At 71.8% G+C, this 24,254-nt stretch carries 23 protein-coding genes and 1 riboswitch; of the genes, 9 read left to right on the top strand and 14 right to left on the bottom strand.

The genetic code is table 11. The annotated features are described in order from the left end of the window. Positions 1-186 precede the first annotated feature (186 nt). Positions 187-972 carry a glucosamine-6-phosphate deaminase gene (gene nagB / locus ACIQUQ_RS00570; RefSeq protein ID WP_403970513.1) on the top strand — a complete coding sequence of 262 codons (786 nt, stop codon included), beginning with the start codon at positions 187-189 and terminating at the stop codon, positions 970-972. Positions 973-1,179: 207 nt separating this feature from the next. Here the strand turns inward: nagB and ACIQUQ_RS00565 are convergent, their stop codons facing one another. The 4 genes from ACIQUQ_RS00565 to ACIQUQ_RS00550 all read right to left on the bottom strand — a co-directional run bounded on the left by ACIQUQ_RS00565 (position 1,180) and on the right by ACIQUQ_RS00550 (position 5,916). Next, positions 1,180-2,688 carry a glycoside hydrolase family 3 protein gene (locus ACIQUQ_RS00565; protein ID WP_403969453.1) on the bottom strand — a complete coding sequence of 503 codons (1,509 nt, stop codon included), beginning with the start codon at positions 2,686-2,688 and terminating at the stop codon, positions 1,180-1,182. Positions 2,689-2,696: 8 nt separating this feature from the next. Then, entirely contained in the window at positions 2,697-3,560 is an 864-nt protein-coding gene (locus ACIQUQ_RS00560) for a carbohydrate ABC transporter permease (RefSeq protein WP_403662510.1), read from the bottom strand. Then, the gene (locus tag ACIQUQ_RS00555) at positions 3,557-4,552 is read right to left on the bottom strand and encodes a carbohydrate ABC transporter permease (protein WP_403969450.1); all 996 of its coding nucleotides are present in this window, start codon (positions 4,550-4,552) and stop codon (positions 3,557-3,559) included. Before ACIQUQ_RS00555 ends, ACIQUQ_RS00560 begins: the two co-directional genes overlap by 4 nt. 77 nt (positions 4,553-4,629) lie before the next feature. Further along, positions 4,630-5,916: an extracellular solute-binding protein gene (locus tag ACIQUQ_RS00550; protein WP_403969448.1), complete on the bottom strand. Its 1,287-nt coding sequence runs from the start codon at positions 5,914-5,916 to the stop codon at positions 4,630-4,632. A gap of 288 nt (positions 5,917-6,204) precedes the next feature. On the opposite strand from ACIQUQ_RS00550, the gene ACIQUQ_RS00545 reads away from it, so the two are divergent. The 4 genes from ACIQUQ_RS00545 to ACIQUQ_RS00530 all read left to right on the top strand — a co-directional run bounded on the left by ACIQUQ_RS00545 (position 6,205) and on the right by ACIQUQ_RS00530 (position 10,198). Continuing rightward, positions 6,205-6,978 (top strand): GntR family transcriptional regulator, encoded by a 774-nt coding sequence (locus tag ACIQUQ_RS00545; protein WP_403662515.1) that lies wholly within the window; start codon positions 6,205-6,207, stop codon positions 6,976-6,978. Between the two features lie 180 nt (positions 6,979-7,158). After that, positions 7,159-9,417, top strand: a complete 2,259-nt coding sequence (locus tag ACIQUQ_RS00540; protein ID WP_403969445.1) for a carbon starvation CstA family protein — start codon at positions 7,159-7,161, stop codon at positions 9,415-9,417. After that, the gene (locus ACIQUQ_RS00535; RefSeq protein WP_399945264.1) at positions 9,414-9,608 is read left to right on the top strand and encodes a YbdD/YjiX family protein; all 195 of its coding nucleotides are present in this window, start codon (positions 9,414-9,416) and stop codon (positions 9,606-9,608) included. The genes ACIQUQ_RS00540 and ACIQUQ_RS00535 overlap by 4 nt, the downstream gene beginning before the upstream one ends. Positions 9,609-9,700: 92 nt before the next feature. Then, on the top strand, positions 9,701-10,198 hold the full coding sequence (locus ACIQUQ_RS00530) for a GNAT family N-acetyltransferase (protein ID WP_403969441.1): 498 nt from the start codon (positions 9,701-9,703) through the stop codon (positions 10,196-10,198). A gap of 10 nt (positions 10,199-10,208) precedes the next feature. On the opposite strand, the gene ACIQUQ_RS00525 is transcribed toward ACIQUQ_RS00530, so the two are convergent. Continuing rightward, a complete protein-coding gene (locus tag ACIQUQ_RS00525; RefSeq protein ID WP_403969438.1) occupies positions 10,209-10,793 on the bottom strand; it encodes a Uma2 family endonuclease in 585 nt (194 codons plus the stop codon). A gap of 146 nt (positions 10,794-10,939) precedes the next feature. Beyond that, positions 10,940-11,016, top strand: a riboswitch (cobalamin riboswitch). 164 nt (positions 11,017-11,180) lie between these two features. Between ACIQUQ_RS00525 and ACIQUQ_RS00520 the strand changes: the two genes are divergently transcribed. Together ACIQUQ_RS00520 and ACIQUQ_RS00515 are read left to right on the top strand one after the other, a co-directional pair. Next, complete coding sequence (locus ACIQUQ_RS00520; protein WP_403969435.1) at positions 11,181-13,571, top strand: ribonucleoside-diphosphate reductase subunit alpha; 2,391 nt, start codon at positions 11,181-11,183, stop codon at positions 13,569-13,571. Between the two features lie 56 nt (positions 13,572-13,627). After that, positions 13,628-14,584 (top strand): ribonucleotide-diphosphate reductase subunit beta, encoded by a 957-nt coding sequence (locus ACIQUQ_RS00515; protein ID WP_403970510.1) that lies wholly within the window; start codon positions 13,628-13,630, stop codon positions 14,582-14,584. On the opposite strand, the gene ACIQUQ_RS00510 is transcribed toward ACIQUQ_RS00515, so the two are convergent. After that, entirely contained in the window at positions 14,536-14,739 is a 204-nt protein-coding gene (locus ACIQUQ_RS00510; protein WP_403969432.1) for a hypothetical protein, read from the bottom strand. The two genes, ACIQUQ_RS00515 and ACIQUQ_RS00510, sit on opposite strands and share 49 nt — an antisense overlap. 81 nt (positions 14,740-14,820) lie before the next feature. Between ACIQUQ_RS00510 and ACIQUQ_RS00505 the strand changes: the two genes are divergently transcribed. After that, positions 14,821-15,804 carry a helix-turn-helix domain-containing protein gene (locus tag ACIQUQ_RS00505; RefSeq protein ID WP_403969429.1) on the top strand — a complete coding sequence of 328 codons (984 nt, stop codon included), beginning with the start codon at positions 14,821-14,823 and terminating at the stop codon, positions 15,802-15,804. Between the two features lie 16 nt (positions 15,805-15,820). Here the strand turns inward: ACIQUQ_RS00505 and def are convergent, their stop codons facing one another. The 8 genes from def to ACIQUQ_RS00465 all read right to left on the bottom strand — a co-directional run bounded on the left by def (position 15,821) and on the right by ACIQUQ_RS00465 (position 23,479). Continuing rightward, positions 15,821-16,459 (bottom strand): peptide deformylase, encoded by a 639-nt coding sequence (gene def, locus ACIQUQ_RS00500; protein ID WP_403969426.1) that lies wholly within the window; start codon positions 16,457-16,459, stop codon positions 15,821-15,823. A gap of 110 nt (positions 16,460-16,569) precedes the next feature. Then, on the bottom strand, positions 16,570-17,565 hold the full coding sequence (locus ACIQUQ_RS00495; protein ID WP_403662539.1) for a tetratricopeptide repeat protein: 996 nt from the start codon (positions 17,563-17,565) through the stop codon (positions 16,570-16,572). 118 nt (positions 17,566-17,683) lie between these two features. Next, complete coding sequence (locus ACIQUQ_RS00490; RefSeq protein ID WP_403969423.1) at positions 17,684-19,003, bottom strand: HD-GYP domain-containing protein; 1,320 nt, start codon at positions 19,001-19,003, stop codon at positions 17,684-17,686. Continuing rightward, positions 19,000-20,418, bottom strand: a complete 1,419-nt coding sequence (locus ACIQUQ_RS00485) for an HD-GYP domain-containing protein (RefSeq protein ID WP_403969420.1) — start codon at positions 20,416-20,418, stop codon at positions 19,000-19,002. The genes ACIQUQ_RS00490 and ACIQUQ_RS00485 overlap by 4 nt, the downstream gene beginning before the upstream one ends. A gap of 210 nt (positions 20,419-20,628) precedes the next feature. Then, positions 20,629-20,946, bottom strand: a complete 318-nt coding sequence (gene rsrA, locus ACIQUQ_RS00480; protein WP_399945236.1) for a mycothiol system anti-sigma-R factor — start codon at positions 20,944-20,946, stop codon at positions 20,629-20,631. Continuing rightward, positions 20,943-21,587 carry a sigma-70 family RNA polymerase sigma factor gene (locus ACIQUQ_RS00475; RefSeq protein ID WP_403969418.1) on the bottom strand — a complete coding sequence of 215 codons (645 nt, stop codon included), beginning with the start codon at positions 21,585-21,587 and terminating at the stop codon, positions 20,943-20,945. The genes rsrA and ACIQUQ_RS00475 overlap by 4 nt, the downstream gene beginning before the upstream one ends. Positions 21,588-21,987: 400 nt before the next feature. Continuing rightward, the gene (locus ACIQUQ_RS00470) at positions 21,988-22,647 is read right to left on the bottom strand and encodes an alpha/beta family hydrolase (protein WP_403969415.1); all 660 of its coding nucleotides are present in this window, start codon (positions 22,645-22,647) and stop codon (positions 21,988-21,990) included. A 16-nt stretch (positions 22,648-22,663) separates the two neighbouring features. Further along, on the bottom strand, positions 22,664-23,479 hold the full coding sequence (locus ACIQUQ_RS00465) for an SOS response-associated peptidase (protein WP_403969412.1): 816 nt from the start codon (positions 23,477-23,479) through the stop codon (positions 22,664-22,666). Between the two features lie 53 nt (positions 23,480-23,532). On the opposite strand from ACIQUQ_RS00465, the gene ACIQUQ_RS00460 reads away from it, so the two are divergent. After that, positions 23,533-24,246: a M50 family metallopeptidase gene (locus tag ACIQUQ_RS00460; protein ID WP_403969409.1), complete on the top strand. Its 714-nt coding sequence runs from the start codon at positions 23,533-23,535 to the stop codon at positions 24,244-24,246. Positions 24,247-24,254 lie beyond the last annotated feature (8 nt).

Raw genomic sequence — 24,254 nt, 5'->3', positions numbered from 1 at the left:
GACGCTCCACGGCGCTCACCCGTCCAGTCTGTCGCGGCGGCGGCCCGGCGGCACCCCCGGCGGGCGCGCGGGAGCGCCCGATCCGGCCGACGATGGAAGCTGCGCAGACCCGGGTGCGAAGGGCCAAGCTCTGCTAGATTGGTCTATACCACCAAGACTTCCTTCTCCCAGATCGGCAGGCCCAGCGTGGAAGTTGTCATCGTCCCGGACGCGAAGGCGGGCGGAGAGCTCATCGCGGAGGCCATGGCCTCCCTGGTACGCCGCAAGCCCGACGCCCTGCTCGGCGTGGCGACCGGCTCGACCCCGCTGCCCATCTACGAGGCCCTCGCCGCCAAGGTCCGCGGCGGCGAGGTCGACGTCACCCGTGCCCGCATCTGCCAGCTCGACGAGTACGTCGGCCTGCCGGCCGGGCACCCGGAGTCCTACCGTTCCGTGGTCCTGCGCGAGGTCGTCGAGCCCCTGGGCCTGTCCGAGGCCTCCTTCATGGGCCCCGACGGCACCGCCGAGGACATCGTGGGCGCCTGCGAGGCGTACGACGCGGCGCTGGCCGAGGCCGGCGGCGTCGACCTCCAGCTGCTCGGCATCGGCACCGACGGACACATCGGCTTCAACGAGCCCTGCTCCTCGCTCGCCTCGCGCACCCGCATCAAGACGCTCACCGAGCAGACCCGCGTGGACAACGCGCGCTTCTTCGACGACGACATCGACCAGGTGCCCCACCACGTCATCACCCAGGGCATAGGCACCATCCTCGACGCGCGCCACCTGGTGCTGCTGGCCACCGGCGAGGGCAAGGCCGAGGCCGTGGCCCAGACGGTCGAGGGCCCGGTGTCCTCGCTCGTCCCGGCCTCCGCGCTGCAGCTGCACCGGCACGCCACCGTCGTGGTCGACGAGGCGGCCGCCTCGAAGCTGAAGCTGGCGGACTACTTCCGGCACACCTTCGCCAACAAGCCCGCCTGGCAGGGCCTGTAGGCGCGAGGGCCCCACGGCCCCGCTCCGCACGACGGAAGGGCCCGGCTCCTGGGGGAGCCGGGCCCTTCCGCGTGTCCGGGACGCGCCGCTGCCCGGGGGCGGTCCCGGTGCCCTTCCGTACGGCGCCTGGTCGCCGTACGTGCCTGGAACGGCGGGGACGGGGCGCCCCTCCTCGGGCGCCCGGCCCCCGCCGGGGTACGGGCGGGGTCAGAGCCCCGCGATCACCTCGGCCGCGGCCGTGCCGCAGACGCGGGCGGCGCCGTGCGTGGCGATGTGCACCGCCCCGCGGGGCTCGGCACGCGGCAGACCCATCTCGACCACGACCGTCCCGGGCCGGGCGGCGAGCACGGCGTCGAGGGCGGCGGTCATCCATGGGTGCCGGTGCGCGTCGCGCACGACGAGCACGACCGTACGGTCGCCCGAGGCGGCCAGGATCGCGCCGGCCACGTCCGGGCCCTCGGCGTACGTCCCCGCGGTGGTGTCCGGCAGCAGGGCGGCCAGCGGTCCGGCGAGGCCCCAGGGGGTCTCGTCGCCGACCGCGATGTTCGCGACCGGGCTGAGCGTGGCGACGTACGGGGCCTTCACCGTCACCTCGGCGGTGCGGGTGACCCGTACCGCGCGGCGGGCGGCGACGAGGCCGATGTCCGCCGTGCCGGGCGCGTTCCCCTCCTTGCCGGACGCGCCCGGCCCGTCGGCCACCCGGGCCCGCCGGGTCCAGTCCGCGAGGGCGCGCACCCGCGCAGCGGCATCGGCGAGCCGCTCCTCGGGCAGGCTTCCCTCGCGCACGGCCGCGACCAGCGCGTCGCGCAGTCGCAGCACGGTCTCCTCGTCGGCGAGCCCGCCGCCGACGCAGATCGCGTCGGCGCCGGCGGCGATGGCGAGGACGGAGCCCCGCTCGATGCCGTACGTGCCGGCGATGGCGTTCATCTCCATGCCGTCGGTGACGATCAGGCCCTGGTAGCCCAGCTCCTCGCGGAGCAGGCCGGTGAGGATCTGCGGGCTGAGGGTCGCCGGGCGGGTGGGGTCGAGCGCGGGCAGCAGGATGTGCGCGCTCATGACGGCCTTGGTGCCGGCGGCCATCGCGGCCTTGAAGGGCACGAGTTCGCGGGCGTACAGGGTGTCCAGGTCCGCGTCGATGCGCGGCAGGGCGTGGTGGGAGTCCACGCTGGTGTCGCCGTGGCCCGGGAAGTGCTTGGTGCACGCGGCGACGCCGGCGGCCTGGAGGCCCTCGACGTAGGCGGCGGTGTGCCGGGCGGCGAGGCGGGTGTCGGCGCCGAAGGACCGTACGCCGATGACCGGGTTGTCCGGGTTGGAGTTGACGTCCGCGGAGGGGGCCCAGTTGAGGTTGACCCCGCAGGCCGCGAGGCGGCGGCCGAGCTCGCGGGCCACCTCGTGGGTCAGGCCGGTGTCGTCGACCGCGCCGAGGGCGAGGTTGCCGGGGAAGGAGGAACCGTCGCGCACCTCCAGGCGCGTGACGTCGCCCCCCTCCTCGTCGATGGCGACCAGTACGTCGTCCCGCTCGGCCCGCAGCTGCGCGGTGAGCGCGGCCAGCTGGCCCGGCGAGGTGATGTTGCGGCCGAACAGGCCGACCGCGGTGAGCCCTTCGCCGACCCGGCGGAGCAGCCAGTCGGGGGCGGTGGTGCCCAGGAAGCCGGGCTGGAGCACGGCCAGGGCGTCGCGGGTCACGGTGTCCGTGTGGTGGGCGGTGATCGTCATCGGGAGGGTCATCCCTTCACTGCGCCCGCGGTGAGGCCCGCGGCCATCTTGCGCTGGACGATGAGGAACAGCACGACGATCGGCACGGCCATCATGGTGGAGCCGGCCATCATCGGGGCGAACTCGGTGCCGTTCTTCGTGGTGAAGTTGCCGAGCCAGACGGTGGCCGTCTGGTTCTGCTGGCTCATCAGCATCAGGGCGTACAGGTACTCGTTCCACGCCTGGATGAAGCCGTAGACGGAGGTGGCGACCATGCCGGGGGCGAGCAGCGGGAAGACCACGCGGAGGAAGGCGCCGGTCGGCGTGCAGCCGTCGACCATCGCGGCCTCCTCCAGCTCCTTGGGGATGTTGACGATGAAGCCGCGGAGGGTCCACACCGTGAACGGGAGGATGAAGGTCAGGTACGTGATGATCAGGCCGGTCAGCTTGTCGTACTGACCGAGGTCGTTCAGGAGCAGGAAGACTGGGATGATCATCGCGACGAGCGGGACCATCTGGACGGCGAGGATGCCGACGATCACGATCTTCCGGCCGCGGAAGGCGAACCGGGAGATGGCGAGGGCGGCCAGCATGCCGACCAGGATGCCGATGACGACCACGACGGACGAGACCAGCATGGAGCGCCCGACCGGGCCCCAGAAGTCGGCGATGTCGAGCGCGCGCCGGAAGTTGTCCAGGGTCCAGGTGTGGGGGAAGAAGTGCGGGTCCGGGTCGATGGCGTCCTTGGCGGGCTTGAACGCCGTGTTGAGCATCCAGTAGACGGGGAAGCCGGCGGTGACGAAGACCAGGAGGCCGAGGAGGTTCCAGCCGAGCTTGGACTTCCTGAAGCCCTTGCGGCGGGCGAGGCGCGGGGTCGCGGCGGTCGAGGTCACTCCACCTCTCCGATCTTGAGCATCTGGCGCATGTAGACGGCGACGACGCCCAGCAGGAGCAGGACGGTCACGAGGGCGATCGCGGAGCCGCCGGAGTAGTCGTTGACGACGAAGGCCTTCTGGTACGAGTACGTCGTCAGCAGCTGGAACTCGGCCTCGGGATTGCCGTTGCGCATGACGAAGACCTGCGGGAAGACACCCATGTCCCAGATCACCGAGAGGGTCGTCAGCATGACGATGATCGGCTTGAGGATCGGGAGGGTGACGTGGCGGAACACGCCCCACGCACCGGCGCCGTCGAGGCGCGCGGCCTCCTCCAGCTCCTTGGGCACCTGGGTGAGGCCGGCGCTGAGGGTGATGACCACGAACGGGACCGCGCCCCAGACCACCAGGAGCATGATCACCGCGAGGCCCTGGGGGCCGCTGGCGAACCAGTTGTGGCCGATCATCTCGACGCCCGGCAGCTTGCTCAGCAGGTAGTTGAGCACCCCGTAGTCGGCGTCGAAGAGCCACTTGAAGACGGCGGTGGCCACGATGATGGGCATGCCCCAGCTCGCCACGAGGGCGATGCTGATGAGGGCCTTGACCCAGCCGGAGACCCGCTGGAGCAGCAGGGCGATCAGCATGCCGAGGACCATGGTCAGGACGACCGCGCCGCCGGCGAAGAGGGCGGTGCGCAGGACCACGGCCCAGAACTCTCCGTCGCCGAGGATGGCGGTGAAGTTCTGGAAGCCGACCCACTCGGCGTCCTTGAAGCCCCACAGCTCGGACTTGCCGAAGCTCTGGAAGGAGAGGGAGACCAGGCGCAGCAGCGGGTATCCCATGACCAGCACGATGACCAGCAGGCAGGGGGCCAGCAGCAGCCAGGGGGTCACGGAGCCCCCGCGGCGGTCCCCGCTGCGCGGCGTGCCCGTACTCCCGGTCGCGGCTTTGGATGAAGGCGTTTCCTTCGCCGGTGGCAGATCGGCGGTGGTGGTCTGTGCGGCACTCATCGCGCGCTCCTCAGGGGTCCCTCTCTTGGTACGGGCAGCAGGGCCCCGCCGGAGCGGCGGGGCCCTGCCCGGTCAGGTCACTTGGTGTTGATGACCTTGTCGATCGCGGCGTCGGCGGCCTTGGCCGCGTCCTCGACCGACTTCTTGCCGGTGCCGATCTCCTGGAGCATGGTCTGCAGGACCTTGGCCTTCTCGACCTGGCCCCAGCCCGGAGCGGTGGGGACGAACCAGGAGGACTCGGCCGCGGTGGCGGCGACCTGGGTCTTCGGGTCGGCCTTCAGCGGGCCGAGGTCCGTCTTGTTGTTCGGCAGGTTGCCCTTGGCGATGAGGCCGGCCTGGCCCTTGGCGCCGGTGAAGGCGTTGATCCACTCGGCCGCGATGTCCTGGGCGTCGGACTTGGACGGGATCGCCAGGTCGGAGCCGCCGAGGAAGACGGGGAGGTTCTTGCCGTTCGGGCCGGGCATCACGAAGTTCTCGAGCTTGTCGGCGAGCTTGCCGACCTTGTCGTTCTCCGGGGTGGCCGCGGTGCCGCCCTCCCACGCCGCGGCGAAGATCGCGGCGGAGTTGCCCTGGCCGAAGACGACCGGGCGGTCGGCCTCGTCCTTGGTCTTGTCGGCGTGCATGTACTTGTCGAGGATCTCCTTGTACTGCTTGAGACCCTTGAGCGACTCGGGGGAGGACAGGGAGGACTTCCACTGGCCGCCCTCGTTCTTGGCGATGGCGCCGCCCGCGTCGTAGACGAAGGACATGGCCGCGTACCAGTCCGGCGAGGGCTGGTACCAGGCGCTGAACTTGGCGCCCTTCTTCTTCTGGATCGCGTCGAGCGCGGCGGACAGCTCGGCCCAGGTCTTCGGGGCGGCCTTGACGCCCGCCTCGGCGGCTATGTCCTTGCGCCAGGTGCCGACGCGGCCACCGGCGTAGTAGGGGACGCCGTAGGTCTTGCCGTCGTACGTGACGGACTCCTTCAGGGCGTCGAGCCACTGCGCGGAGTTGTCGAACTTGGACGGGTCGACCTCGGCGAAGGCACCGGTCGACATGTAGCCGATCATCTCGGAGTTGCCCATCTCGACAACGTCCGGAGCCTTGTCCGTGGCGAGCACGGCATCGAGCTTGGCGTTCTTGTCCGGCCAGCCGTAGTACTCGTGCTTGACCTTCAGGCCCGGGTGCTTCGCGATGATCGCGTCGTCGGCGGCCTTGACCAGGTCCGGCCAGTTGTTCTGCGCGTCGACGGTCAGCCAGACAGTCAGCTCCTTGGCGCCGGAGGCCTTGTCGCCGCCCTCCTTCTTGCCGTCGGTGCCACCGCACGCCGCCAGACCGATGACCATGCCCGCGACACCAACCGCCGCGATGAGCTTGCGCTTCACGCCACCCTCCTCAGGGATGCCTGCACTCCCCCTGCCCGCCGTACGTGAAATACGCCAAGTACTGCCGTGGGGCCGGGATCTGATCCATATTGGTTTAGACCAGTAGCCTGGAGCTTGGCCTAGACCTTTGGGGGTGTCAAGGGTCTAATAAACGAGGTGCCAGTCCGTTACCGGACCGACACCTCAGGGAGGGGCGACGTCCGTGCTCCGGCCCGTGTCACGATGTGACCGCAAGAGACGGAGGAGCCGGTGACGGCTGTGAAACTGGAGTCGGGAAGGACGGCGGCGATGGCCACCGAAGGGGCGCTTACCGAGCCCGAGGGCGGGGCGGCCACACGTACCGCCCGCGTGCCCAAGTACTACCGACTCAAGCGGCATTTGCTCGATATGACCGAAACGCTCCCTCCGGGCACCCCGGTGCCCCCGGAGCGCACCCTCGCGGCCGAATTCGACACCTCCCGGACCACCGTCCGGCAGGCGCTCCAGGAGCTGGTGGTCGAGGGGCGCCTGGAGCGGATCCAGGGCAAGGGCACGTTCGTCGCCAAGCCCAAGGTCTCCCAGGCGCTCCAACTGACCTCCTACACCGAGGACATGCGCGCCCAGGGCCTGGAGCCGACGTCCCAGCTGCTCGACATCGGCTACGTGACCGCGGACGACACCCTCGCCGGGCTGCTCAAGATCGCCCCCGGCGGCCGGGTCCTGCGCATCGAGCGCCTGCGCCTGGCCAGCGGCGAGCCCATGGCCATCGAGACCACGCACCTCTCGGCCAAGCGCTTCCCGGCCCTGCGCCGCTCGCTCGTCAAGTACACGTCGCTCTACACCGCCCTCGCCGAGGTGTACGACGTCCACCTGGCGGAGGCCGAGGAGACGATCGAGACCTCCCTGGCCACCCCGCGCGAGGCCGGCCTGCTCGGCACCGACGTCGGCCTGCCCATGCTGATGCTGTCCCGGCACTCCCTCGACGCCGACGGCGAGCCGGTGGAGTGGGTGCGGTCGGTCTACCGCGGCGACCGGTACAAGTTCGTCGCGCGGCTGAAGCGGCCGGCGCCCCCGTCGGCCTGACGCCTCCGGCGACCTGACACATCCGCCGGCGCCGCTCCGGGCGGCCCGCCGCCTCCGGCGGCCTGACCTGCCCGGACACCGGGGACCCCGTACCGGATTGCGGACGGGGTCTTACGCCCGGCGGTCCGCTCCCCGTAGATTCCCTGCGATTGCGCAGATGATCACGAGGGGACGAGGGTCATGCCGGAACCGGAATCAACAGGTACACAAGGGAACACGGCGGGCTCGGCCGGTACGGCGGGCTCGCCTTCTCCGTCTCCGCGGCCGGGTCCGTCCGGCCGCCTGACGCCGAAGTCCGTCGCCGTCTGGGCGCTGGTGGCGCTGGTCGGCGCGGTGGGCTGGACCGTACTCGCGCTCTCCCGGGGCGAGGAGGTCTCGGCCGCGTGGATGCTCGCCGCGGCCCTGGGCTCGTACGCCATCGGGTACCGCTTCTACTCCCGCTTCATCGCCCACCGCGTACTCGGCGTCGACAAGACGCGGGCCACCCCCGCCGAACGCCTTGACAACGGTGTCGACTTCCACCCGACGGACCGCCGGGTGCTCTTCGGCCACCACTTCGCCGCCGTCGCGGGCGCCGGCCCGCTGGTCGGCCCGGTGCTGGCGGCCCAGATGGGCTACCTGCCAGGCACCATCTGGATCGTCGTCGGCGTGATCTTCGCCGGCGCCGTGCAGGACATGGTGACCCTGTTCTTCTCCACCCGCCGCGACGGCCGCTCGCTCGGCCAGATGGCGCGCGAGGAGATCGGCCCGGTGGGCGGAGCCGCCGCCCTGATCGCGGTCTTCGCCATCATGATCATCCTGCTGGCCGTGCTGGCGCTGGTCATCGTCAACGCGCTCTCGCACTCCCCGTGGGGCGTCTTCTCCATCGGCATGACCATCCCGATCGCCCTCTTCATGGGCGTCTACCTGCGCGTGCTGCGGCCGGGCCGGGTCACCGAGGTCTCGCTCATCGGCGTCGCCCTGCTGCTGCTCGCGCTCGTCGCCGGCGGCTGGGTCGCGGAGTCCTCCTGGGCCGAGTTCTTCACCCTGAAGCCGACCACGCTGGTGCTCTGGATGGTCGGGTACGGCTTCCTGGCCTCGGTGCTGCCGGTGTGGCTGCTGCTCGCCCCGCGCGACTACCTGTCCACCTTCATGAAGGTCGGCACCATCGCGCTGCTGGCGCTGGGCGTGGTCATCGCGATGCCGACGCTGAAGATGGACGCCGTCACGTCGTTCGCGTCGCGCGGCGACGGGCCGGTCTTCGCCGGGTCGATGTTCCCGTTCGTCTTCATCACCATCGCGTGCGGCGCCCTCTCCGGCTTCCACTCCCTGGTCTCCTCGGGCACCACCCCGAAGATGGTCCAGAAGGAGACCCAGGTCCGGATGATCGGCTACGGCGCGATGCTGACCGAGTCCTTCGTGGCCGTGATGGCCATGATCGCCGCCTGCATCATCGAGCCCGGCCTCTTCTTCGCGGTCAACTCCCCCGCGGGCGTGGTCGGCACCACCGTGCAGTCCGCCTCGGAGGCCATCGCGGGCCTGGGCTTCACCATCTCCCCCGAGGCCCTGGCGCAGGCCGCCAAGGACGTGGAGGAGGCCACCCTGCTCTCGCGCACGGGTGGTGCGCCGACCTTCGCCCTGGGCATGTCCGAGATCTTCTCGGCCGTGGTCGGCGGTGCCGGGATGAAGGCCTTCTGGTACCACTTCGCGATCATGTTCGAGGCGCTGTTCATCCTCACCACCCTGGACGCGGGCACCCGCGTGGGCCGGTTCATGCTCCAGGACACCCTCGGCAACGTCTACAAGCCGTTCCGGCAGGTCAGCTGGAAGCCCGGCGTCTGGATCGCGAGCGCGCTCGTCTGCGGCGCATGGGGCTACTTCCTGTGGGTCGGCGTGAACGACCCCCTGGGCGGCATCAACCAGCTCTTCCCGCTCTTCGGCATCGCCAACCAGCTGCTGGCCGCCGTCGCCCTGGCCGTCTGCACCACGCTGCTGGTGAAGTCCGGCCGCCTGAAGTGGGCCTGGGTGACGGGCGTCCCGCTGGCCTGGGACACGGCCGTGACGCTCACCGCGAGCTACCAGAAGGTCTTCTCCGAGGACCCGCGGGTCGGCTTCTTCGCCCAGCGCGACAAGTACCTGGCCGGCATCGACGCGGACAAGGTGCTGCCGCCCGCCAAGTCCATGGACGACATGCACACGGTGGTCACCAACTCCACGGTCGACGGCGTGCTGTGCGCATTGTTCGCGATCCTGATCCTGGTGGTGCTGTTCGACGCACTGTGGGTGTGCCTGAAGGCCGTCCGCAAGCCGGAGTCGGTGGTGCTGCACGAGACGCCGTACGTCGAGTCGAAGATCATCGCCCCCGCCGGTCTGATCGCCACGGCCGAGGAGAAGGCCGAGCTCGCCGCCGCGGGCCTCGACTCGGGCGGCGGCCGCGTGAAGGAGCCGGTCTCCTCATGACCGCGGCAGGCCTGCTGGGCCGGATCCGGTTCTACGTCCGCGAGTTCACCGGCGAGGCGGCGTACGAGCGCCACGTCGCCCACGCCCGCGGCCACGACCCGGACGCTCCCGTCCCGACCCGCCGGGAGTTCGAGCGGGCCCGCACGGACGCCCGCGAGGGCGACCCGCGCGAGGGCTTCCGCTGCTGCTGAGCCGCACCCCGGGCCCGGGGTGCCACCGGAGGGCCGTCACCGCACCACGCGGTGGCGGCCCTCCGCCGTACGGCTGCTGCACACTGGACGCCATGGACATCGTGATCAGGGAAGCCCGGCCGGACGAGTACGCGGAACTGGGCGAGATCACCGCCCAGGCCTACCTGAAGGACGGCCTGCTCGACCAGAACGAGACGGACGACTACGCGAACACCCTGCGGGACGTGGCCGGCCGGGCCTCCCACGGCGAGATCCTGGTCGCCGTCGCGGACGACCGCCTGCTGGGCGGCGTCGCCTACGCGCCCCCGGGCAGCGAGCTGTGCGACATCGCCGGCGCCGGCGAGGCGGAGTTCCGGATGCTGGCCGTGGCCCGCGAGGGCCGCGGCCGGGGCGCCGGCGAGGCCCTCGTACGCGCCTGCATCGACCGCGCCCGCGCCACCGAGGGCGTCACCCGCATCGTGATGTCCACCCAGCCGGCGATGCGGGGCGCCCAGCGCCTCTACGAACGCCTGGGCTTCACCCGCACCCCGGAACGCGACTGGTCGCCGATCCCTCAGCTGGAACTGCTGACGTACGGACTGGACCTGTAGGCCCCGCCGGTCAGCGCACCCAGTCCTTGAGGGGTTCGGTCTGGAGGGTGATGTTGACGGGGTCGGGGAGCATGACGTCCTTGCCGAAGGGAACGGTGCGCACCGTCTCGTAGCCCTCGCCATCCGGGTCGCTGTGGACGAGCACCTGACACTTGAGGCGATCGATCAGCAGGTAGACAGGGATGCCGGTCTCCGCATAGGCGCGCGGCTTCTCGATCCGGTCACGCCGCTCGGTGTCCGAGTCCCAGGAGGTCACTTCCACGGCCATGAGGATCGGGCCGGGGTCCGCCCAGTCCCCTTGCCCCACGAACGCATCCTGGTGCGCCAGAACCCCGTCCGGGATGGCCCGGCCCTCGCGGTACTGCTCCGCCTTGATCCCCTGCCCCACGTGCAGCCAGAGCTCGGGGTGATGCTGAATGCAGATGCGCGTGAGCCACTGGATGATCCGTCCGTGGTCCCCGTCCGGCATGGCCTTGCTCCTCAGTACCCCACCGATGAATTCCAGTCGCAGCCCCTCCGTCTCGCGCTCCGCTACGCGCGCCAGGTGCTCGAACTCTTCGGTCAGCATGTGGGGACGGTCAGTCATGGCGGTCATGCCTCGCTCGCCTTCCTCGACGGTGCTGTCTCCGACGATAGCGGAGAGGCACGACACAGGGACTCCCCGTCGCGGCCGACACAACATCTAGGGGGTCACACAGACCACCGCCCCCACATGTATGCTCATCCTCGCTGTCGCCGCAGGGGAATCCGGTGCGAATCCGGAACTGTCCCGCAACGGTATGAAGTGCACGTATACGCGCACTCCCAGTCCGAAGACCTGCCGACGGCGCGCCCGGGTCGACCGAACCGGGCGCCGACCACGTCCGGGCCTCGCGGTTGGGCCGGTGGACGCCATGCGGAGCACGCGCACCTGCCACGCCCGCATGCGCCCCCGCACGCCCCGCCCCGAAGGCCGGAGCCGAGCGAGGGAGAGCCCCCCACCGTGACCATCGCGCCTGCCGCACCGCGCGCCGAGTCCGACCCGTCCGAGGCCGAAGGCCCCGGCACCGCGCTGCTGCGCACCCTCACCGACCTCACCGCCGACCTCCCCGACACGGACCCCGGCCGGGTCGCCGCCGCCGCGCTCCGCGGCCGGAGCGCCGACGCGGACGAGGCCGAACTGCGGGGGCTCGCCACCGAGGCGGCCGCGGGGCTCATCTCCGAGGACCCGGCCTACTCCCGGCTCGCCGCCCGGCTCCTGACGCTCGCCATCGCCGACGAAGCCACCGGCCAGGGCGCGACGTCCTTCTCCGCCTCCGTCGCCGTGGGCCACCGCGAGGGCCTGATCGCCGACCGCACCGCCGAGTTCGTCAGCCTCCACGCGGCCCGCCTCGACCACCTCGTCGAGGCCGCCACCGCCGAGGGCGCCGACGACCGCTTCGGCTTCTTCGGCCTGCGCACCCTGCACAGCCGCTACCTGCTGCGTCACCCGATCACCCGCCAGGTCGTCGAGACCCCCCAGCACTTCATGCTGCGCGTGGCCTGCGGCCTCGCCGCGGACGACAGCATCGAGGCCGTCGAGGAAGTCGCCTCGCTGTACCGCCTGATGAGCCGCCTGGACTACCTCCCGTCCTCCCCGACGCTCTTCAACTCCGGCACCCGCCACCCGCAGATGTCCTCCTGCTACCTGCTGGACTCCCCGCTGGACGAGCTGGACTCGATCTACGGCCGCTACCACCAGGTCGCGCGCCTCTCGAAGCACGCGGGCGGCATCGGTCTCTCGTACTCCCGCATCCGCGCCCGCGGTTCGCTGATCCGCGGCACCAACGGGCACTCCAACGGCATCGTCCCGTTCCTGAAGACCCTCGACGCCTCCGTCGCCGCCGTGAACCAGGGCGGCCGCCGCAAGGGCGCCGCCGCGGTCTACCTGGAGACCTGGCACGCGGACATCGAGGAGTTCCTGGAGCTCCGCGACAACACCGGCGAGGACGCGCGCCGCACCCACAACCTCAACCTGGCCCACTGGATCCCGGACGAGTTCATGCGCCGCGTGAACGCCGACGCCGAGTGGTCGCTGTTCTCCCCGGCCGACGTCCCCGAGCTGGTCGACCTGTACGGCGACGAGTTCGACGCCGCCTACCGCAAGGCCGAGGCGGCCGGCCTGGCCCGCAAGACCATGCCGGCCCGCGACCTGTACGGCCGGATGATGCGCACCCTCGCGCAGACCGGCAACGGCTGGATGACCTTCAAGGACGCCTCCAACCGCACCGCGAACCAGACCGCGCTGCCCGGCCGCGTCGTGCACTCCTCGAACCTCTGCACCGAGATCATCGAGGTCACCAACGACGACGAGACCGCGGTCTGCAACCTCGGCTCGGTCAACCTGGGCGCCTTCGTCCACCCGGAGATCCAGGACATCGACTGGGCCCGCCTGGACGAGACCGTCCGCACCGCGGTGACCTTCCTCGACCGGGTCGTGGACATCAACTTCTACCCGACCGAGCAGGCCGGCCGCTCCAACTCCAAGTGGCGCCCGGTCGGCCTGGGCGCGATGGGCCTCCAGGACGTCTTCTTCAAGCTGCGGCTGCCCTTCGACTCCCCCGAGGCCAAGGCGCTCTCCACGAAGATCGCCGAGCGGATCATGCTCGCCGCGTACGAGGCCTCCTGCGACCTGGCCGAGCGCAGCGGCCCGCTGCCTGCCTGGGCCGAGACCCGTACCGCCCAGGGCGTGCTGCACCCCGACCACTACGGCGTCGAGCTGAACTGGCCCGAGCGCTGGGACGCTCTGCGCGCCCGCGTGGCGAAGACCGGCATGCGCAACTCGCTGCTCCTCGCCATCGCCCCGACCGCGACCATCGCGTCCATCGCCGGCGTCTACGAGTGCATCGAGCCGCAGGTCTCCAACCTCTTCAAGCGCGAGACCCTCAGCGGCGAGTTCCTCCAGGTCAACGGCTACCTGGTGGAGGAGCTGAAGAAGCTCGGCGTGTGGGACGCGCAGACCCGCGAGGCGCTGCGCGACGCCTCCGGCTCGGTGCAGGGCTTCAACTGGATCCCGGCCGAGGTGCGCGAGCTGTACCGCACCGCCTGGGAGATCCCGCAGCGCGGCCTGATCGACATGGCGGCGGCCCGTACGCCGTTCCTCGACCAGAGCCAGTCGCTGAACCTGTTCCTGGAGACGCCCACCATCGGCAAGCTCAGCTCGATGTACGCGTACGCCTGGAAGCAGGGCCTGAAGACCACGTACTACCTGCGCTCGCGCCCGGCGACGAAGATCGCCCGCGCGGCCTCCGGCACGGCCGTCCCCGCCGCCGCCACTCCCCTCCCGCAGGCCGTCGACGCCGACGCGCTGGCCTGCTCCCTTGAGAACCCCGAGTCCTGCGAGGCCTGCCAGTGAGCACCACCCGATCCCAGAACCTCCTCGACCCGGGCTTCGAGCTGACGCTGCGCCCGATGCGCTACCCGGACTTCTACGAGCGCTACCGGGACGCGATCAAGAACACCTGGACGGTGGAGGAGGTCGACCTCCACTCCGACGTGGCGGACCTGGCCAAGCTCACCCCGGCCGAGCAGCACATGATCGGCCGCCTGGTCGCGTTCTTCGCGACCGGCGACTCGATCGTGGCGAACAACCTGGTCCTGACGCTGTACAAGCACATCAACTCCCCGGAGGCGCGCCTGTACCTGTCGCGCCAGCTCTTCGAGGAGGCCGTGCACGTCCAGTTCTACCTGACGCTGCTGGACACCTACCTGCCCGACCCGGAGGACCGCTCGGCGGCCTTCGCGGCGGTCGAGAACATCCCCTCGATCCGCGAGAAGGCGCAGTTCTGCTTCAAGTGGATGGACTCCGTCGAGAAGATCGACCAGCTGGAGACGGCCGCCGACCGCCGCCGCTTCCTGCTGAACCTGATCTGCTTCGCGGCGTGCATCGAGGGCCTGTTCTTCTACGGCGCCTTCGCCTACGTGTACTGGTTCCGCAGCCGCGGCCTGCTGCACGGCCTGGCCACCGGCACCAACTGGGTGTTCCGGGACGAGAGCTGCCACATGGACTTCGCCTTCGCGGTCATCGACACCGTCCGCAAGGAGGAGCCGGAGCTCTTCGACGACACGCTGCGACAGCAGGTCACCGACATGCTCAAGGAGGCCGTCGAGGCCGAGCTGCAGTTCGGCCGTGACCTGTGCGGCGACGGCCTGCCGGGCATGAACACCGAGTCCATGCGCGAGTACCTCCAGTGCGTGGCCGACCAGCGCCTGGTCCGCCTGGGCTTCGCCCCGGTCTACGGCTCCGAGAACCCCTTCTCCTTCATGGAGCTCCAGGGCGTCCAGGAGCTGACCAACTTCTTCGAGCGCCGCCCGTCGGCCTACCAGGTCGCCGTGGAGGGCACGGTCGACCTGGACGAGGACTTCTGAGTCCGAGCCCGGACCGTATCCGCCCCGGACCGGCCGGCGGCTGCCCCGCGCAGCTGCCGGTCGGTCCGGCGTTCACGGAGCAGGCCGTGGAGGGCGGGGGCCGACAGGAGGGTGAGGACGGTCAGCACGGTGAGGTAGTCCAGGAACGTGTTCATGTGCCCACTCTCCGGCGCCGGCGAAGATCCGGACAGTGGCAGGACTGTCGCAAGACATCGAATTACTGCCACACTGGGCGCATGCTGAAGGCTGCTCCCGAACTCAAGAACGTCGCCGTCGCCCTGGTCAACGGAGTCGCCCCCTTCGAACTCGGCATCTTCTGCGAGGTCTTCGGGATCGACCGCAGCGAGATGGGGCTGCCCGTCTACGACTTCGCCGTCTGCGGGGTCGAGGAGCCCCAGGTGGTCGGCGGCGACCAGCTGTTCACCATCGGCACCCGGTACGGGACGGATCGGCTCGCCGAGGCCGACCTGATCTGCCTGCCCGCCGACCGGCAGGCTCCCGCACGGGACTACCCCGAGCCCCTGCTGGCCGCGCTGCGCGCCGCCGTGGACCGCGGGGCGCGCGTACTCAGCGTGTGCAGCGGGGCGTTCGTACTGGGGGCCGCCGGGCTGCTCGACGGGCGCCGGTGCACCACGCACTGGATGCACGCCGCCGCGCTCCGGGAGAAGTACCCGCTGGCCCGGGTGGACCCGGACGTGCTGTACGTCGACGAGGGCCCGGTCGTCACGGCGGCCGGCACGGCCTCGGGCATCGACGCCTGCCTGCACCTGGTGCGGCAGGCCCACGGGGCGGAGGTCGCCAACACCATCGCGCGGCGCATGGTCGTACCGCCGCACCGGGACGGCGGCCAGGCCCAGTACATCCAGCGGCCGCTGCCCCGCACCGCCTGCGACATGGTCGGGGACACCCTGGACTGGATGGTCCGGCACCTCGACGAGGAGATCACCGTCGAGCAGCTCGCCGAGCGCGCGCACATGTCCCCGCGCACCTTCGCCCGGCGCTTCCTCCAGGAGACCGGGACCACGCCGTACCAGTGGGTCCTGCGCCAGCGGGTGCTGCTGGCGCAGGAGTTGCTGGAGTCGACGGACGACACGGTCGACGCCATCGCCGGCCGCTGCGGCTTCGGGAGCGCGGCGGCACTGCGCCACCACTTCCTGCGGGCGCTGGGCACCACGCCCAACGCCTTCCGCAGGACGTTCCGCGGCCCGCGGGCCGCCTGAGACCGCGCGGCGGCGACTACGCGTTCGGGACGGTCTCGTAGCGCGGCGTGCCCTCTTCCATCTGGCGCAGGGCGTCCTTGCGGTCGCGCTTCGACAGGCGGTCGATGTAGAGGTAGCCGTACAGGTGGTCCGTCTCGTGCTGGAGGCAGCGGGCGAAGTAGCCGGTGCCGCGGACCTTGATCGGGTTGCCCTGGGCGTCCTGGCCGGTCACCTCGGCGTAGTCCGGGCGGGCCAGCGAGGCGTAGGCGGTGGGGACGGAGAGGCAGCCCTCGTTCGAGTCGTCCAGGACCCGCGCCGAGGCCGGCAGCTCGACGAGCTTCGGGTTGACCACCACGCCGGTGTGCCGCACGCCCTCGTCGTCCGGGCAGTCGTACACGAAGACCTTCAGGTCCACGCCGATCTGGTTGGCGGCCAGGCCCACGCCCTCGGCGGCCTTCTGGCTGGCGAACATGTCGTCGATCAGCGAGGCGAGCTCGTCGCCGAACTCGGTGACGTCCTTGCACTCGCGGTGCAGGACGGGGTTGCCGACCACGGTGATCGGGCGGGCGGTGCCGCGCTCGCGGTGGGCGAGCTCGCGCGCCTCGCAGTCCTCGGTGTCCACGACGTATCCGTCGTTGACCTCGTCGACCTGCTGCTCCGTCTCCTGCTGGGCCATGTCCGCGCTACGCCTTCCCTCAAGTCACCGTCTGTACCCGTACAGCCTACGGGCAGGCGCCCGCGCCGGGGCACCTGCCGGGAACCCCTCCGGGACGGGGTCCTGCGAGGTCAGCAGACCTCTTCGAGGTCCCGCCACTCCCGGGTGTCGGGGCTGTCGGCCACCCAGCCGTCCAGGAGGCCGCGTACCAGCCCCGCGGGGGCCGCGATGCCGCATTCGCGCTCCGGCACCCACAGGGAGCCGGAACCGGCCGTACGGTGCCCCAGGGGGCCGGGATGGCCCGGTTCGCTGTGGTCGTGCGGGTCCACGTGCTCGCCGTCGCCCTCGCCGCTGGGCATGGCGCTCTCCGAGCAGGTCCGGCAGAGCAGCCGCACGGACGAGGACCAGTCCTCCGCGGCGAAGCCGGCGTCCGAGGCCAGCTGCTCCAGGGCGTCGCGGTCCGCCTCGGTGGCCGCCTCCAGCAGCACCACCCAGGTGGGCACCGGCGAGGGCGCCCAGAGCTCGATCTCGTCGAAGACCGGGTACGAGGGCCCGGCCGCCGTCACGCGCTCGCCGTGCGGGACGCCGTCGTGCAGGACCACCTCGCCCCAGCGGCGCCCGGAGGACGGCAGCGGGATCGAGAGGACCTCCATCCGGGCCGGATCGAGCCTCCGGCCCCACACGACCTCCGCCTCGCCTTCGGGCGACAGGCGCACCGCCGCGCTGCCCAGCTCCATGCCCACGGGCTCGCCCGTGGACGCCCCGCCTCGGGGGTCGCCGGGCACCTTCAGGCCGTACGCCTGCCAGGCGCGCCGCGCCAGCGGCCAGTCCTGGAGCGCGGTGGCCGCGATCCCCACGTTCCACCAGTCGGGGGCGCCGGTCTCGCGGTCGAGCAGAGCCACGGCCCGCAGCCCTGCGGCCCTGGCCTGTTCCCAGTCGTGCCGGAACTTGTGCAGCAGGGCCAGGTTGAACCAGGACTCGGAGAGCCAGGGCTCGAGGTCCGCGGCACGCGTCAGCAGCGCCCCGGCGTCGTCGTACCGGCCGTCGCCGATCAGCGTGAACGCGCGGTCGGTCGCCTGCCGCCACGAGGCGGAGGGCCGATGCCGTACCTTCCCGAAGATCCTCACAATTCCCGCCTATGGGGGCACCCCCAGTGCTACCTGGGGGACCTACGGTGCAGCCTTGCGGACTCTCTCACTTCGCATCCAACCATGCCCACTCGGACGGCCGCTCATTACCCATGGGTTACCCGTACGGGAAGGCGCTGACTCCGGCCCTCCCGGACGGGCCCCCGCCGCGCTGCAGCACCCGCGCCAGGCACTCGACGACCTCCGGCTGGTAGTCGTGGGCGGTGCCCAGTCTGAGGTGCTCCAGGGCGGCCAGCGAGCCGCCCGGGTGGCGGCCCGGGCCCACGAGGTCGTCGTACGCGTTGACCGCCCGGACGATCCTGGCCGCGACCGGCTGCTCGCGGTACGGCTCGGCCTGCCGCTCCACGACGACGGCCACCTCCGCGGGCACCCCGGTCTGGCGGGCGACCTCGCCGCCGAGCCGGGCGATCCGCTCCCGCTCGACGGCGGGCAGCACGGCGGTGGCGCCGCTCGGCACCGGGTCGACCAGGGAGAGCTGGCCGATGTCGTGCATCAGCGCCGCGTACTCCAGCACCGTCAGCTCGCGCTCCGACAGACCCAGTTCGCGGCCGACGGCGCAGCTGAGGGCGGCGACCCGGCGGGAGTGGCCCGGCCGCGTGTAGCCGGCGATCTCGGTGGCGCGGGCCAGGGAGGTGATGGTCTGGCGGTACGTCGTGCGGATGGCGGAGATCCGCCGGAAGGACAGCTGGGTGAGCAGCAGCGGCACGCTGAACACGGGCAGCGCCCACAGGCCCGCCACCGCCACGCCGAGGGCCATCACCACTCCGCTGGCGCAGATCGCCGAGCCGATGCCCAGCAGGGCCCGCAGCTCGTCGCGGAGCAGCGGCCCGTACGGCCAGCCCGTGCGCGCCCCGGCCAGCGCGGCGGCCAGCACCGCGTCGCACAGGGCGGTCAGCCCGAGCAGCAGGACCAGGTACACCGCGAGCGACGGGCCCTGGCCGACCAGGTCCTCCAGCCGGCCGGAGTTGTAGAGGGGCTGGAAGCAGACGGCGGCGAAGGCGACGGTCAGCACCCGGCGGGCCACGTGGTCGAGGGCGGGTCCGCGCCCCAGGGCCACGTGCGGGACCACCCCGACCAGCGCGGCGGCCACGACCACGGCGACGATCTGGAGCACCCCGTGGTGGGTGGGCTGCCCGGCGTTCTGGCCGAGCAGGGCGTACGCGAGGGCCCCGGCGGAGCCGAGCGGCGCGGGCTGGCGGCCGCCGGCCAGGGCGTGCCCGGCGCCGTCGGCGGAGTCGCGGCGGGCCAGCTCGCCGATGGTGATCAGGACGCCGAAGGCGAGGGCGGTGCCCGGTTCCACGACGCCGTGCCAGAGCGTCCACCCGAGTCCGGCCACGGTCAGCGCGCCGGCCGCGCCCCGCACCAGGGCCACGGTGGCCCCGCGGGACCGGACGGTACGCGCGCCCCGGGCCCTCACCGGCCCCCTCCCCCGGGGCTCCCGGCTCCGCGCCCGGCCCCCCGGCCCGCGGGCGGCACCGCGGGCCCGCCGGGGCGGGGCACCGGCACGTGCCCGCGCGGGGCGGCCACGGCCACGGTGTCCTCGTCCGAGGTGACCGCGGGGTGCCAGCCCTCCCGCTCGACGGCCCGCAGCAGCGCGCCCACCATCGCGGGGTCGAACTGGGCGCCCGCGCACCGCAGCAGTTCGGCGAGCGCGGTCTCCACGGGCCGGGCCCTGCTGTAGGACCGGGTGGAGGTCATCGCGTCGAAGGCGTCGGCCACGGCCACCACGCGGGCCAGCTCGGGGATCTGTTCCCCGGTCAGCCCGTAGGGGTAGCCGGAGCCGTCGACCCGCTCGTGGTGGTGCAGGATCGCGGCGCGGGCCTCGCCGAGGAAGCCGATGCCGCGCACCATCTCGTGCCCGTACTCGGGGTGGAGCTCGATGACGCGGCGCTCCTCCGGGGTCAGGGGGCCGTCCTTGCGCAGCAGCCGGGTGGGGACGCCGAGCTTTCCGACGTCGTGCAGGATGCCGGCGAAGCGCACGACCTCCAGCCGGTCCTCCGGCATGCCCAGCTCGCGGGCGATCATCGCGGAGGCCTGGCCGACCCGTTCGCTGTGTCCCCGGGTGTAGCGGTCCTTGATGTCGACGGCCTGGACGAGGGCTCGGATGGTGGCCTGGTGGGCGGCGCGCTCGCGGTGGTACTGGGCGAAGACCCAGCAGGAGATGTACATCGGCAGCAGCACGAGCAGCGCCGCGGGCGCCCCGTAGGGGCTGTGCCAGAGGACGGCCATCATCAGCCCGGCGAGGCCGTGTACGCAGAACGGGGCGAGGGAGCGCAGGAGCAGCCCGTGCCGGGCTGCGCGGACCGGCCGGCGCTCGGCCAGGGCCAGGACGCCGCCGTCCAGGGCGGTGAGCACGAGGCAGAAGCCGGCCGCGGCGGCCGCGGCCGGCAACAGCAGGTACGGGAAGTCGGGGACGCGCGCCGGACCTTCGGCGCCGAGGGCCGCGGGCCCGCGCAGGAGTCCGTACGCCTGTCCGGCGGCCCAGGCGGCGACGGCCTGCTGGGCGGCGTGCCAGACCCGGCGGACCTTCGCGGGCCGCTGCTCGACCTTCCCGGCGAAGGCTCCCGGCGCGGCGACGAGGGCCGCGGCGGCGGGCGGCAGGAGGAAGACGGCGGCCAGGACGACGGGGAAGAAAGCGCCCATGCCCTCCGGTACCCGGCTCCCGAGGACCGGGCAGACCCGCACCAGCTCCACCGCGAGGTAGAGCGCGGCGAGCAGTCCGACGGTCACCCACGGGGTGCCGGCATCGAACAGTGCGGGGGCGGAACAGCCGAATGCGCCGAGAACGGCGCACAGGATATAGACGCGCGCCCCCGGCGGAAGTGCCCGCATGGCGCTCTCCTCCCCGTGTGCCTGGGCAAGCCCGGTACCGAATCGAAACAGCAGTACCGAATGGGGAGAATATGGGGCCCGACCACCTGTCGGGCCGCATTTTCACATTGCGCCGTCCGGGTGCCCCCTGATTAGCACCTTCGGGTGAACGAAGTTACGTTCCAGGAGGGTCCGTCGGGGTGAACACCCGGGTGGAACCCGAGTGGGCGCTCAGGTCGTGGCGGGGCCCGCGGCGGCGGGTCCCGCGGTGATGTCCTGGTCGGGAACGACCTGGCCGGAGCGGATCAGCTCGATCCGGCCCATCACCTTGGAGCGCAGGTCACTGGGGACGTCGTCCGACCCGCAGCAGCGCTTCACCAGCTTCTTCACGGCCTGTTCGAGGCCGTACTTCTCCAGGCAGGGCGAGCATTCGCCGAAGTGCGTTTCGAACTTCGTGCAGTCGCTGTCCGGCATCTCGTGGTCAAGGAACTCGTAGAGGTGGTCCAGGACCTCAGAGCAGTCCGTCTCGTGCGGCTCTCCGCAGCTCATGAGCCCGAGCCTTTCCGATCGTTCGACTCTCCCGCGCCGGCCGGGACCAGCCCGCGGTCACGGGCGTAGTCCTCGAGCATTCCGCGGAGTTGGCGGCGGCCACGGTGCAGTCGCGACATGACCGTACCGATGGGTGTACCCATGATGTCCGCGATCTCCTTGTACGCAAAGCCCTCTACGTCGGCGAGATAGACGGCGATGCGGAACTCCTCGGGAATGGCCTGGAGGGCTTCCTTCACGTCCGAATCGGGCAGGTGGTCGAGTGCCTGCGATTCGGCGGAGCGCAGACCGGTCGACATGTGCGACTCGGCGCGCGCCAGCTGCCAGTCCTCGATCTCCTCCGCCGCACTGCGCTGCGGCTCGCGCTGCTTCTTGCGGTAGGAGTTGATGAAGGTGTTCGTCAGGATGCGGTACAGCCACGCCTTGAGGTTGGTGCCCTCGCGGAACTGGTGGAAGGACGCGTACGCCTTCGCGTACGTCTCCTGTACGAGGTCTTCCGCGTCGGCGGGGTTGCGCGTCATGCGCAGCGCGGCCGAGTACATCTGGTCGAGGTAACCGAGGGCGTCCCGCTCGAAGCGCGCATTGCGCTCGGCGGTCGTCTCCTCCACGTGGCCGTCGTCGGTGCCAGTGACAGGACCCACCTCCTCCAACGCCGTGGCGGGGCCGTATGCGGACCCGCTCGAATCGGAGAATAGTCGACCCTCCCGGCCGTCCGCCGCCCGGACAGGGGCCTGCCTGGGCGCCGGGAGTACCGTGCGAGCCCAGCCATCGCTGGAGGATGCCCCCAGGTCAGCGGCCTGCGGGCGGTCGGGGCAGATGGTCGAACCCATGCGGTCCCTCTCCTCTGGCGAACTTCGTGTACGTACCGACGTCTGGGACAACAGAGGGGTCCTTCGGCACATTCCCCCGGGCCCATGGGTGTGTCAGGTGTCGGTCACCACACGCCGGCCGGGAATGGACCGGCTCCTTCCGGAACACTCCCGGCCCGCCGGGACCGCGACGGGACGCCACCGCGGTGCGTACGGGCCGTACGCGCCCGGGTCAGGGCGCCAGCCGCTCCAGCCAGTCCCCGACCGCCCCGGCGATCAGTCCCAGGGCCGCTTCCTGGCCCGGCTCCGCCTTCTTCGGCACCGCGAAGCCGTGGTCGCCGAAGGGCACCTCGACCAGCTCGTACGTGCCCTCCGGGAACTCCTCCGGCCGTCCGAAGGGGTCCCGGGCGCCCTGGACCACCAGGGTGGGCTGGCCCGCGCCGGTGAGCTCGTCGGCCCGGGACTTCTCCGGCTTGCCGGGCGGGTGCAGCGGGAAGCTCAGCGCCAGGACGGCGTGCGCGCCCAGTTCCGCCCCGGTGCGGCAGGCCACCCGGGCGCCGGCGCTGCGGCCGCCTGCGACGACGGGCGGGCCGGGATCCGCGAGCGCGGGCCAGAGCGACCGCCAGCCCTCGTCGAGGACCTTCGGCGCGGCGGCCACCTTCTTGCCGGCCACCCTCCAGGGCTGTTCGACCAGGGCCACGGTGATCCCGCGGGCGGGCAGGGCCGCCGCCAGGGCCTGGAGGTCGCGGGCCTCGATGCCGCCGCCGGCGCCGTGGCCGAGGGCCAGGACGAGGCGGGCGGAGCGGGCCGGGTGCCAGGTGATCCTGGCCTCGCCCGCGGGGGTGTCGACGGTTTCGGTGCGGGGTGCGGTGCGGGGTGCGGAGGGCGTCACGGGCCCATCCTGCCCGTCACCAGAGGGTGCCCAGCTCAGGCGCGGCGAGCTCGTGCAGCAGTTCGGGGCCGTTGTTGCGGACGTTGCTCACGGCCGTGGCGACCGGGTAGGCCCGCATCAGGCCCTCGGCGGGCGGGGCCAGCAGGCCGCGCAGCCGGTCCAGGTCGGCCTGCCGGGGGTCGAGCCAGGCGTCCCAGCGGTCCGGGGTGAGCATCAGGGGCATCCGCGGGTGTATCTCGGCCAGGGACGCGGGGCCGTCGGCCGGGGCGACGCCCAGCGGGGCGGTCTCCGCCTCCGTGGTGATCACCGAGCAGGTGACCCACCAGGCCGCCGGGTGGTCGTCGGGCAGGGTCCGGTCGCGCCAGAACTCGTATATCCCCGCCATCGCGAAGACCGACCCGTCGGCCGGCAGCACGAAGTACGGCTGCTTGCGCGGGCGCTTCCGCTTCCCCTCGACCTCCAGCTGCCGCTCGTCCGTGCCGGTGACCCACTCGTAGTAGCCGTCGGCCGGGACGATGCAGCGGCGCTGGGCGAAGGGGCGCCGGAAGGAGGGCTTCTCGTGCAGGGACTCGGCCCGTGCGTTGATCATCCGGGCGGCGCCGTCGGGGTTCCTGGCCCAGGAGGGGACCAGTCCCCACTTGAGCGTGCGGAGCTGGCGAACCGGGCGCGGGTCCTGCGCGTCCTTCAGAGGACGGTCGAGGACGACGTACACCTCCTTGGTGGGCGCCACGTTGTAGTCGGGCTCCAGGGCCTCCGTGGGCTCCCACTTCTCGATCCCGAAGACCTCGGCCAGGTCCTCCGGTCCGCGACTGGCTGCATAGCGTCCGCACATGCCTGTCACACTGCCATGTCCCCGGACCCCGAACGCAAGGAGTCAGCCACCAGATGGACAGCAACGCGATAGGCAGCCTCTGGGACCGGCTCACCGGGCTCCAGCCCGCACCCGACACGTGGCTGGTCGTGGCCACCGCCCTGGCCGCCCTGGCCGTCGTCGCGCCGCGGCCCGTGTGGCGCCTGTCGCGCAACGCGATCACCATCGCCCACGAGGGCGGCCACGGCCTGGTCGCCGTGCTCACCAACCGCCGGCTGTCCGGGATCCGGCTGCACTCGGACACCAGCGGCCTGACCGTCAGCCGCGGCCGCCCGACCGGTCCCGGCATGATCCTCACGGCCGCCGCCGGGTACACCGCTCCCCCGCTGCTGGGTCTCGGCGGCGCCTGGCTGTTGTCCGGGCACCGGATCACGCTGCTCCTGTGGGCGGCGACGGCCCTGCTCGCCGCGATGCTGGTGATGATCAGGAACGCGTACGGGGTGCTGACGGTCGTCCTGACCGGAGGCGCCTTCCTGCTGGTGTCGTGGCTCGCGCCGACGGACGTCCAGGCGCTGTTCGCGTACGGGGTGGTGTGGTTCCTGCTGCTCGGCGGCGTGCGCCCGGTCTTCGAGCTGGGCGCCCAGCGGCGGCACGGGGGCGCGCCCGACTCGGACGCCGACCAGCTGGGCCGGCTCACCCACGTGCACCCGGTGGTGTGGCTCCTCTTCTTCCACGCCGTTTCCCTCTGTTCGCTGACCGGGGGCGGGCGCTGGCTGCTCGGCCTGTGAGTTCAGGG

The organism is Streptomyces sp. NPDC101118 (assembly GCF_044759445.1).
Classification (GTDB): Bacteria; Actinomycetota; Actinomycetes; order Streptomycetales; family Streptomycetaceae; genus Streptomyces.
This window is presented reverse-complemented; position numbering and strand designations above follow the sequence as displayed.

What these genes read in the sequence shown, in the direction of transcription:
- ACIQUQ_RS00530 (WP_403969441.1), top strand. Translation starts at nt 9,701, where the DNA reads ATGGACATCGTGATCAGGGAAGCCCGGCCGGACGAGTACGCGGAACTG.
- ACIQUQ_RS00505 (WP_403969429.1), top strand. Translation starts at nt 14,821, where the DNA reads ATGCTGAAGGCTGCTCCCGAACTCAAGAACGTCGCCGTCGCCCTGGTC.
- ACIQUQ_RS00510 (WP_403969432.1), bottom strand. Translation starts at nt 14,739, where the DNA reads ATGAACACGTTCCTGGACTACCTCACCGTGCTGACCGTCCTCACCCTC.
- ACIQUQ_RS00555 (WP_403969450.1), bottom strand. Translation starts at nt 4,552, where the DNA reads ATGAGTGCCGCACAGACCACCACCGCCGATCTGCCACCGGCGAAGGAA.
- ACIQUQ_RS00485 (WP_403969420.1), bottom strand. Translation starts at nt 20,418, where the DNA reads ATGCGGGCACTTCCGCCGGGGGCGCGCGTCTATATCCTGTGCGCCGTT.
- ACIQUQ_RS00515 (WP_403970510.1), top strand. Translation starts at nt 13,628, where the DNA reads ATGCGCTACCCGGACTTCTACGAGCGCTACCGGGACGCGATCAAGAAC.
- ACIQUQ_RS00535 (WP_399945264.1), top strand. Translation starts at nt 9,414, where the DNA reads ATGACCGCGGCAGGCCTGCTGGGCCGGATCCGGTTCTACGTCCGCGAG.
- ACIQUQ_RS00465 (WP_403969412.1), bottom strand. Translation starts at nt 23,479, where the DNA reads ATGTGCGGACGCTATGCAGCCAGTCGCGGACCGGAGGACCTGGCCGAG.
- rsrA (WP_399945236.1), bottom strand. Translation starts at nt 20,946, where the DNA reads ATGAGCTGCGGAGAGCCGCACGAGACGGACTGCTCTGAGGTCCTGGAC.
- def (WP_403969426.1), bottom strand. Translation starts at nt 16,459, where the DNA reads ATGGCCCAGCAGGAGACGGAGCAGCAGGTCGACGAGGTCAACGACGGA.
- ACIQUQ_RS00565 (WP_403969453.1), bottom strand. Translation starts at nt 2,688, where the DNA reads ATGACGATCACCGCCCACCACACGGACACCGTGACCCGCGACGCCCTG.
- ACIQUQ_RS00545 (WP_403662515.1), top strand. Translation starts at nt 6,205, where the DNA reads ATGGCCACCGAAGGGGCGCTTACCGAGCCCGAGGGCGGGGCGGCCACA.
- ACIQUQ_RS00540 (WP_403969445.1), top strand. Translation starts at nt 7,159, where the DNA reads ATGCCGGAACCGGAATCAACAGGTACACAAGGGAACACGGCGGGCTCG.
- ACIQUQ_RS00525 (WP_403969438.1), bottom strand. Translation starts at nt 10,793, where the DNA reads ATGACCGCCATGACTGACCGTCCCCACATGCTGACCGAAGAGTTCGAG.
- ACIQUQ_RS00460 (WP_403969409.1), top strand. Translation starts at nt 23,533, where the DNA reads ATGGACAGCAACGCGATAGGCAGCCTCTGGGACCGGCTCACCGGGCTC.